General features: G+C 45.7%; 9 protein-coding genes. 6 read left to right on the top strand and 3 right to left on the bottom strand.

What is annotated here, in order from left to right; translation table 11 throughout:
• A partial coding sequence (locus tag AC58QD_RS19480) for an IS3 family transposase (protein WP_497336316.1) occupies window positions 1–135 on the top strand: 135 nt, incomplete at its 5' end.
• A 64-nt stretch (window positions 136–199) separates the two neighbouring features.
• Here the strand turns inward: AC58QD_RS19480 and AC58QD_RS19475 are convergent.
• Window positions 200–1,246 carry a copper amine oxidase N-terminal domain-containing protein gene (locus AC58QD_RS19475; RefSeq protein ID WP_497336302.1) on the bottom strand — a complete coding sequence of 349 codons (1,047 nt, stop codon included), beginning with the start codon at window positions 1,244–1,246 and terminating at the stop codon, window positions 200–202.
• A gap of 203 nt (window positions 1,247–1,449) precedes the next feature.
• Here AC58QD_RS19475 and AC58QD_RS19470 point away from each other — a divergent pair, with 203 nt between their 5' ends.
• Entirely contained in the window at window positions 1,450–1,968 is a 519-nt protein-coding gene (locus AC58QD_RS19470; protein ID WP_497336300.1) for an RDD family protein, read from the top strand.
• A 59-nt stretch (window positions 1,969–2,027) separates the two neighbouring features.
• Here the strand turns inward: AC58QD_RS19470 and AC58QD_RS19465 are convergent, their stop codons facing one another.
• Window positions 2,028–2,900, bottom strand: a complete 873-nt coding sequence (locus AC58QD_RS19465; protein ID WP_497336298.1) for a cation diffusion facilitator family transporter — start codon at window positions 2,898–2,900, stop codon at window positions 2,028–2,030.
• Window positions 2,901–3,164: 264 nt separating this feature from the next.
• On the opposite strand from AC58QD_RS19465, the gene AC58QD_RS19460 reads away from it, so the two are divergent.
• Window positions 3,165–3,566, top strand: a complete 402-nt coding sequence (locus tag AC58QD_RS19460) for a response regulator (RefSeq protein WP_497336296.1) — start codon at window positions 3,165–3,167, stop codon at window positions 3,564–3,566.
• 21 nt (window positions 3,567–3,587) lie between these two features.
• On the opposite strand, the gene AC58QD_RS19455 is transcribed toward AC58QD_RS19460, so the two are convergent.
• A complete protein-coding gene (locus tag AC58QD_RS19455) occupies window positions 3,588–4,268 on the bottom strand; it encodes a serine/threonine protein kinase (protein ID WP_497336294.1) in 681 nt (226 codons plus the stop codon).
• Between the two features lie 214 nt (window positions 4,269–4,482).
• Between AC58QD_RS19455 and AC58QD_RS19450 the strand changes: the two genes are divergently transcribed.
• The 3 genes from AC58QD_RS19450 to AC58QD_RS19440 all read left to right on the top strand — a co-directional run bounded on the left by AC58QD_RS19450 (window position 4,483) and on the right by AC58QD_RS19440 (window position 7,890).
• Window positions 4,483–5,568 (top strand): AI-2E family transporter, encoded by a 1,086-nt coding sequence (locus AC58QD_RS19450; RefSeq protein ID WP_497336292.1) that lies wholly within the window; start codon window positions 4,483–4,485, stop codon window positions 5,566–5,568.
• Between the two features lie 114 nt (window positions 5,569–5,682).
• A complete protein-coding gene (locus AC58QD_RS19445; protein WP_497336290.1) occupies window positions 5,683–6,699 on the top strand; it encodes a LacI family DNA-binding transcriptional regulator in 1,017 nt (338 codons plus the stop codon).
• A gap of 102 nt (window positions 6,700–6,801) precedes the next feature.
• Window positions 6,802–7,890 carry a Gfo/Idh/MocA family protein gene (locus AC58QD_RS19440; protein WP_497336288.1) on the top strand — a complete coding sequence of 363 codons (1,089 nt, stop codon included), beginning with the start codon at window positions 6,802–6,804 and terminating at the stop codon, window positions 7,888–7,890.
• The last annotated feature ends 20 nt before the right edge of the window (window positions 7,891–7,910 follow it).

Below are 7,910 nucleotides of genomic sequence, written 5' to 3'. Positions count from 1 at the left end.
GAATTTGAGAGCATAGAACAATTCAAACAAGAACTAGATAAATATATTGAATACTATAATCACAAACGAATTAAGTCAAAACTAAAAGGCCTGAGCCCGGTACAATACCGAGTTCAGACCTCACATTCCGCTTAACAAAATAAACTGTCTAACTTTTAGGGGTCACTGCATTTACCGGACGGTCTCTTCTTACAATCCTTTACTCCTGCACAGTATCTACAACAATTTTCCAAGCTTGGCCGATCGGAGGCAGGCTCCTGGTCAAGATCGGACCGTAGTATCCAGTCACTTTCGCTCCCTTAACAAGGGTGCTCTTCTCAACTGCTTCCCCGTCTTTATCTACATAAACGGTGTCGTCAGATAGATTCAATACTACTTCGTCTGGAGAGGTTTCTGATAGTCCGGTTCCTTTGATAAGGAAGCTTACCTTTCCAGTATCACTAGTACGAACTTCCTCAATCTCACCTACTGTACCAATTGTACCCACCTGAGTCTTGGTATCCAGCACCGTAATCTTGTATGTAGGAGTCTGAGGCGGCAGGCTGAGGGTCGACACTAACGAATGCTCGGCTACCACCGTCAAGCCCACGTGAAGATCAGAGAAGTTGATCTTAGTGCCATCCAACATCTGATAACCGGTTTCCGGTCCAACATTGAGCACAATACCTTCTGTCCCTACACCTTTAATATGAATCGATTGATAGTTGTCCTTGCTCTTTATCTCGGTAATGACGCCAGTAGCTTGCACTTTCTTCTTCTGCTCCTCGAGGGAAATCGATACGGTATTATCTTTCACCGTAACGGATCCATGTAACACTTTGCTCACGAAAGAAGCGGGTACGTACAGCTTGTTATCGACTAACTGAGGCGCAGTGCCAAGAGTCGTGTACATTTTGTTAATCGAATAGCGATCGGCTCCAGTTGTTACGGTAGTAAATACAGCATTTTTATTCAAATCCACAGATAGAGTCTCTTGATGCCAGACCAATGTAAAGCCCAGTTTCTCAGAAACCGCGCGAAGGGGGATCATAGGCTCTGTTCCGTTCACAAGCTGGAAGCCATTCTCAGAGATGGTTTCGCCGCTAACTGTAATGCTTACAGGTTGTGTGCCGACTTGTGTGGTCACGATTGGCAAATAGGCCGTCGGTTGTGGGGAGTTATCGATGGATGCATAAGCTGCTCCTGCGGTCATCATCGTGGACACAGCCATTATGACAACCAGGCTTTTCTTCATAGTGCGTTTCATTGTAGTAGTTCCTTTCTTCTTGTAAGAGGTTGATCAGCGCTGTCAGAGTCCTAAGACGTCTCGGGTTGGAATAATGTTGCAAGAAATAAGGAAGTTAGGGTAAAAGGGTAGAAGTAGAGGATAAATATCCAAGGCTGTGCTATGGTTGGGGGAGGGAAAAATTGGTTTATTATTTCCGAATTTTGTAATAGGAGATGAACACTATGCCTGCAACATTCCTGCAACGTTTACTTGCATTTTTGCTCGATTATATGTGGATTGTGACTTATCTGGCCCTGCTGGTTGTGATGGGTACGCTTGTCTACCCGCCTATCCAACAAATATTCACCTATTCCCTTTGGTTATCACAGCTATTCGGTTTTCTACTGGTAACTCTGCCTGTTTCACTCTACTACATCATTATGGACTCGAAGATAGGAAGACAATCCTTTGGCAAAAGGAAGATCGGAATTCGTGTCGTTAACCGTTCAGGACAACCCCTTACCCTAGGGCATTCCACGCTTCGCACTATACTCAAATTTATTCCTTGGGAGCTCTCCCACTTCCTTGTGTATCGGTTCGCGGCGTTGGGCAATCAGGAGGTGCCTTTTGCCTACTATCTGATCGGCGGAATTGTATATGGGCTTCTGTTTGCGTACATTCTGACTGCCCTTTTCACGAGAACGAAACGATCCTTATACGATATGATGGCCCGAACAGAGGTCGTCAAGGTTAACGGATAAGAAGAAAAAGGCTTCATCCCCCCTAAGAGAGGCGAAGCCATCTGTGTTCGTAAAGAGACTTATTTCTCATAAGGTTCAATGTGGATATGCACGTGGGCGATGTTGTGGATATCATGAATACGTTTCTCCACCTCTTCGGTAATATCATGGCTCTCGCTAACATTGAGCTGATGATCGACGCCTATGGTCGCATCAACGAGGGTTGTGTTGCCGTGTACGCGAGCTTTCAGATCAATGATTTTCTCGACGCCTTGGGTGTCCTCAATCGTGTGTTTGATCATCTGCAGTTCGGCATCATCAAAACCATCGGTAAGCGCATGAGTGGCATCGCGAAAAATGCCCCAGGCCGTCCGGCAAATAATGATCCCTACTAAAAGCGCAGTCAGTGGATCGAGCCAGGGCAACCCAAATTGGGAACCAACAATACCTATAAAGGCACCTACACTGACAAAAGCATCAGAACGGTTATCTTGTGCGGCCGCCATCATGGCAGTGCTATTGATTTTCTTGGCTAATCGGAAATTATATACATAGACCAGATACATCACGACCGCACACAGAACCGCTGTCCATGCAGCGATCATATCCGGCGTTTCAATTGCAGGCAGCTTGAACTTTATAACAGCTTGATACAGCACTTGGAGTCCGACCGCGACCATAATAAAAGAGGCGAGTAAAGCAGCTACCGTCTCCGCACGAAAATGACCGTAACGATGATCTTGATCAGGCGGTTTCCTCGATATTCGCAACCCTACTAATACCGCTATAGAAGCGATAATGTCAGAGGAATTGTTAAGTCCGTCTGCCAGCAACGCTTGGGAATTCGTCATGTATCCGATACTAAGCTTCAAGGCGGATAAACAGATATAGGCAATGATGCTTATCCATGCTCCGCGTTCTCCTTGCTTGATGTCATTATACGTGTGTTCCATGGTGTACCCCCGTCATTTCAATGCCTTCGACCATAATACCTGATAGAGTACGAGTGGGTCTAGAGAAACAGTGTTGTCGGGGACCTCAAGTCTGAGTAGGGGTAAACTTTGTTGGTTGGGGCCAAAAGAAGCGCGCCAAACGGAATGCGATATGACAAATTTATGACCAAAGGTAACTTATCAAATCCCGCTGAATCGGTTACGCTTGAGGAAGTCCATGTTTGATGTAAGCAATGATTTTCGAGTAGAACGGGAGTGAGACCGGTGGCGGCCAAAATAATGATCGTGGATGATGCTGCTTTTATGAGAGAAATCCTCAAAAACTTATTGAAATCAGAGGGATACGACGTAGTGGCAGAAGCGGCTAACGGCTTAGAGGCTGTGCAACGGTTCAAACAATATAGACCCGAGTTGGTGACTATGGATATTACGATGCCAGAGATGGACGGAATTGAAGCGTTGACTGAGATCATTAGATTGGATCCTCAGGCTAGAGTAATCATGTGCACGGCTATGGGCAGTAAATCGATGGTGCTGGATGCAATGAAGGCTGGAGCTAAGGATTTCATGATCAAGCCGTTCCTGGAGGAACGTGTACTGCAAGCCGTTAAGAAGTCGTTGGTGAAAAACGAAGATGAAAGGCTCAACAGCCACAAACTAAGCTGAGAACCCCGTTCCATACTGTTGTTATTTACGGCCTCCGAAGAATAAACGCTCCACTTGTTTAGAGAACTCTTCCAACGCAAAGGTTGCTTTATCAATTCGGTTATAAGATTGTTTGATAGCTTCCAACATCCAAGAGGGAATCTGCTTTCCACTCAGGAGAGGGTAAAAATGATTATAGGCCCATACCAGATGCTCCCATCGATTATCGTTACCCGGTTGCACGTACTCAGAGACGTCGATGACTTTGCCCCGTCCATCTTGCAGTAGAACATTTTTAAGGTGAATATCCCGCGGATTTAATCCTTTGGAGCGTACATACTCTCGGGCGATTTCTACATCTTGCATAACCTGTTCGGGAACGGGAACCCCTTGCAGAATGCAATCGTATAACGTCAACCCCTTCTCGTAGCTGATCACAATGAAAGAATCCCCTTTTCCATAGAAGCGTGGGAAATAGGGGGATCCTTCCAGTAGACGATATACTTCCTCTTCCACATCTTTTTTGGTTAACGACTGGTCCGTATATATTTTGTAGGCGTACTCAGGTGTTGGGGCGTAATAGAACACGGCCGCATCTGTACCGATTCCTATACAGCTTAATTCCTCTGAAGTGGACTCGATGGTCACAAGTTCGTTAATCCCGTTGCTCCTCACCTTCACTTGGCGCAGCTCCGGTTCTGCCTGCTTCCAATCTGATCTCATTCTTATCCCTCCAATCCTTATTCCTGTATCCTTTATCCTTCATTCATATTGAATCTTGTTATAAAGTAATACTGCTAGACAAGCTGTCGGGTTTCAAGTGGAAACTATTATCAGGTTAGGCAATCACTCGTGAATAAATAATAGATTTTAAGGGTAAAAGGTGAATAACGCGCAAAACAGGCGAATGATGCTGATATTCATTGGGGGTCTGATTATGCTTCAGAGTAATTTTTTCAGGATTTGTCTTGGCATCATTCTTATTCTGCTTATTATATACTTAGGCACTATGGTTAGCTTTATTTTTCAACCGATCGTGTCCTTGTTCAGCCTGCTCATAGTGCCGATTTCTTTATCTTTCTTTTTCTATTATTTATTACGTCCGTTGGTGAATGGGCTGGAGAAGCGGTTCCAAATGAATCGAGCTTTATCCGTCATCCTGATCTATGCCACGGGAGCAGCAATTATTACGGGTTTCACCATGTGGGTGTGGCCAACTCTGCTAGAGCAGATAGAGATGTTCGCTATGAATGCGCCCAAATTCATGGACCGCCTTCAAGAGCAATTAATTAACCTTCAGAATACGAGACTGATCTCAAGCTTGTTGCCCGATGATTCTAATCTACTAAACCAGTTATCCGGGTATCTGAATCAAGGCTATACCTTGGCGGGCGGGTATGTAGCGGGCTTAATCAGCTTTTTCTCCGACTTATTCATTGTATTGGCTACGGTCCCGATCGTGCTCTATTACATGTTAAAAGAAGGCGATAAATTCGGTGATATATTTACTAGTATCCTTCCACGCCAATATCGTGGTCAAGGAATCGATACGATTCATGAGATTGATGTGGCGCTTAGCGGCTATGTAGTAAGCCGGGTGTTTATCAATGTGCTGTTGGGAATCTTGATGTACATCGGATTTCTCCTTATCGGTCTTCCCTATTCGCTGTTATTCACAATTATCGCCATTATACTGAATTTCATTCCTTATGTAGGAGCGATACTAGCTTCTATACCTGTCCTGATTGTGGCGTTTCTCGAATCGCCCTTCATGGCCTTATGGGCTCTGATCATTATTATTGCTTCACAGCAAATACAGGATAACATACTGACACCGGTTATATTCGGCAAACAAATGGAGATTCACCCGGTAACCATCGTGATCCTGTTGTTGGTGGGGGGCGATCTTGCGGGGATCCTGGGGATGCTGCTATGCATTCCGTTCTATATCGTGGTCAAAATTCTAGTGATTCGGGTGTATCATTTGTTTTTCCAGGAAAAAGTGGAGGAAATTATCGAATAATATTCAACTTCCTGCTATTGCGCGCCTGCAAGGAAGGAGAGCAGATAAGAGTATTGACAACGGCAGCAGGTGGAGTACAATTAGTGTAAACGTTTTTACTACCAGGAGCACAATATGATAATAAGTACGATTAAAGATGTGGCCAGAGAAGCAAATGTATCGATTGCAACCGTGTCACGAGTCATTAATGGAAAGGATAAGGTGAAGAAAGAAACCCGAGAGAAGATCCAAAGAGCGATTGCCAACTTGAACTATACGCCAGACCAGACAGCGAGATCGATGATCGTCAAGAAAACCCGTACAATGGGGATGATTGTCCCCCTGCTTACCAATGAATACTGGGCGGCGTTGGCCGAGATGATCCAGAGTGCGCTGCTGAAGAGAGGGTATACCTTAATTATCGGCACCAGTCATGATGAGCCGTACTCCTCGCTGACTGCTTTTCTGGAGCGAAGAGTGGATGGATTGATTATTGGCGGACTACTCAATCTGGATGATGCGGAACAAGCACTGGGAATGTTCAGGGAACAGGGAATCCCGATGGTCTCGTTCGATTCACGGGTCGCTCCCGTTACTTCCGTCAATGGGGATAATTTGAGCAGTGCGATGGAAGCAACCGAGCATTTGATTGGGCTGGGACATAGGCGTATCGCCTACATTGGATCAGTATCTACTTCACTGGAGCGTGAGCTGGGGTACCGCAATGCGATGTTGCTGAATCAGATGGAGGTGGATGAAGAGATCGTAATCAGCGGGAGAACAGCGGGTGTACATAACTTCAGTCAATATGGGTATCAATGTGTGAAGCAGCTTATGGAGAGCGGTAGAGCGTTCACGGCTTTGTTCTGTTCCAATGATTTGATCGCGATCGGTGCGATTAAGGCTTTTGAGGAGTATGGCATTGAGGTACCTAGAGATAAAGCGGTAGTCGGCTTCGATGATATCAGTCTGGCTAGCTTGTATCGTCCCGCTTTAACGACCATCAAGCAGCCTATTGAGGACATGGTCGAGGCTGTCGTGGACTTGATCTTCGAGCAGATTGAGAATCCGGATAAGATCTTTGCGCACAAAAAAGTAACTTTTCCAATGAAGCTTATCATTCGAGAGAGCAGCGGTTTGTCTGTGGTGTAATAGAGGGCGGGGTAAATTCAGGGCGAGAGCAAAGCTTGGCTTATGACCTGTTTTTGTCGAGTATTATCTAAACGTTTACATTTATGGGGAGAGTGGACGAACATGGGGCAAAAAATACTGAATGTTGGGATTATCGGTCTAGGAGAGGTAGCGCAGATTATTCATCTGCCTGTATTAGAGACATTGCCTCATCGGTTCAGAATTGCAGCATTATGCGATATTTCGCCGAAGCTATTGGCTTATGTAGGTGAGAAGTATCGCGTAGCCGCTCTCTACTCGGATGCGTCTGAGCTAGTGAAGCAAGCAGATCTTGATGTGATCTTCGTGTTGAACAGCGATGAATACCATGCAGATTGTGCCATTGCTGCGATTGCTCAGGGCAAACATGTGCTGATTGAGAAGCCGATGTGTCTTACTTTGGCGGAGGCCGATGCAATCATTGCAGCTGGGCAGCAGGCTAACGTTAAAGTTATGGTGGGCTATATGAGAAGGTATGCAGCATCTTTCGTAGAAGCAGTGAAGGAAATCGGAGGCATCGACAAAATCCAGTATGCCCGAGTCCGAGATATTATCGGTCCGAACCGATTGTTCACGAAGCCGACCAGTCACGTTCTCTCCTTCAATGATTATTCAGAAGAAGCTAAGCAAGACAAGCGGGAACGCGCGGATAGATTGACCAGAGAAGCAACAGGATTAGATGCAAGCTCGCCGTACTTCGATTGTTATCGGTTTCTGTGCGGGTTATCAAGCCATGATCTCTCGGCCATGAGGGAAGCGCTAGGCATGCCGAATGGAGTGGTTGGCGCTAAGCTTACCGATAACGGATGTTTGTTCCTAAGCGTTATTTTCGATTACGGCCCTTTTTCGGTTACATTCGAGACCGGTGTGGATGCACAAGGGCGTTTCGATGCGCATGTGGAGGTGTACGGCAGCCACAAATCGGTGAAGGTGCAATACGATACGCCTTACATCCGCCATCTGCCAACGAAGCTGTACATCAACGAGACGGTAGGCGAGACGTATAAGGAATCCGTGATCAGACCAACCTTCACAGATCCGTATACCTTGGAGCTTAACTATTTGTATGATGTGATCATAGAGGACTTAACCCCCAAGACGACGCCTGAAGATTCCAAGAACGATCTGATTATTTTTGGGATGATTATAGAGGCTTTGAAGAGGAACGGATAGTGGTTTTATAGCATAATCAT

The organism is Paenibacillus sp. J2R1T-4 (assembly GCF_059692235.1).
Note: the sequence above shows the minus strand (reverse complement) of the source record. Positions and strands in the feature narration are given on the sequence as shown.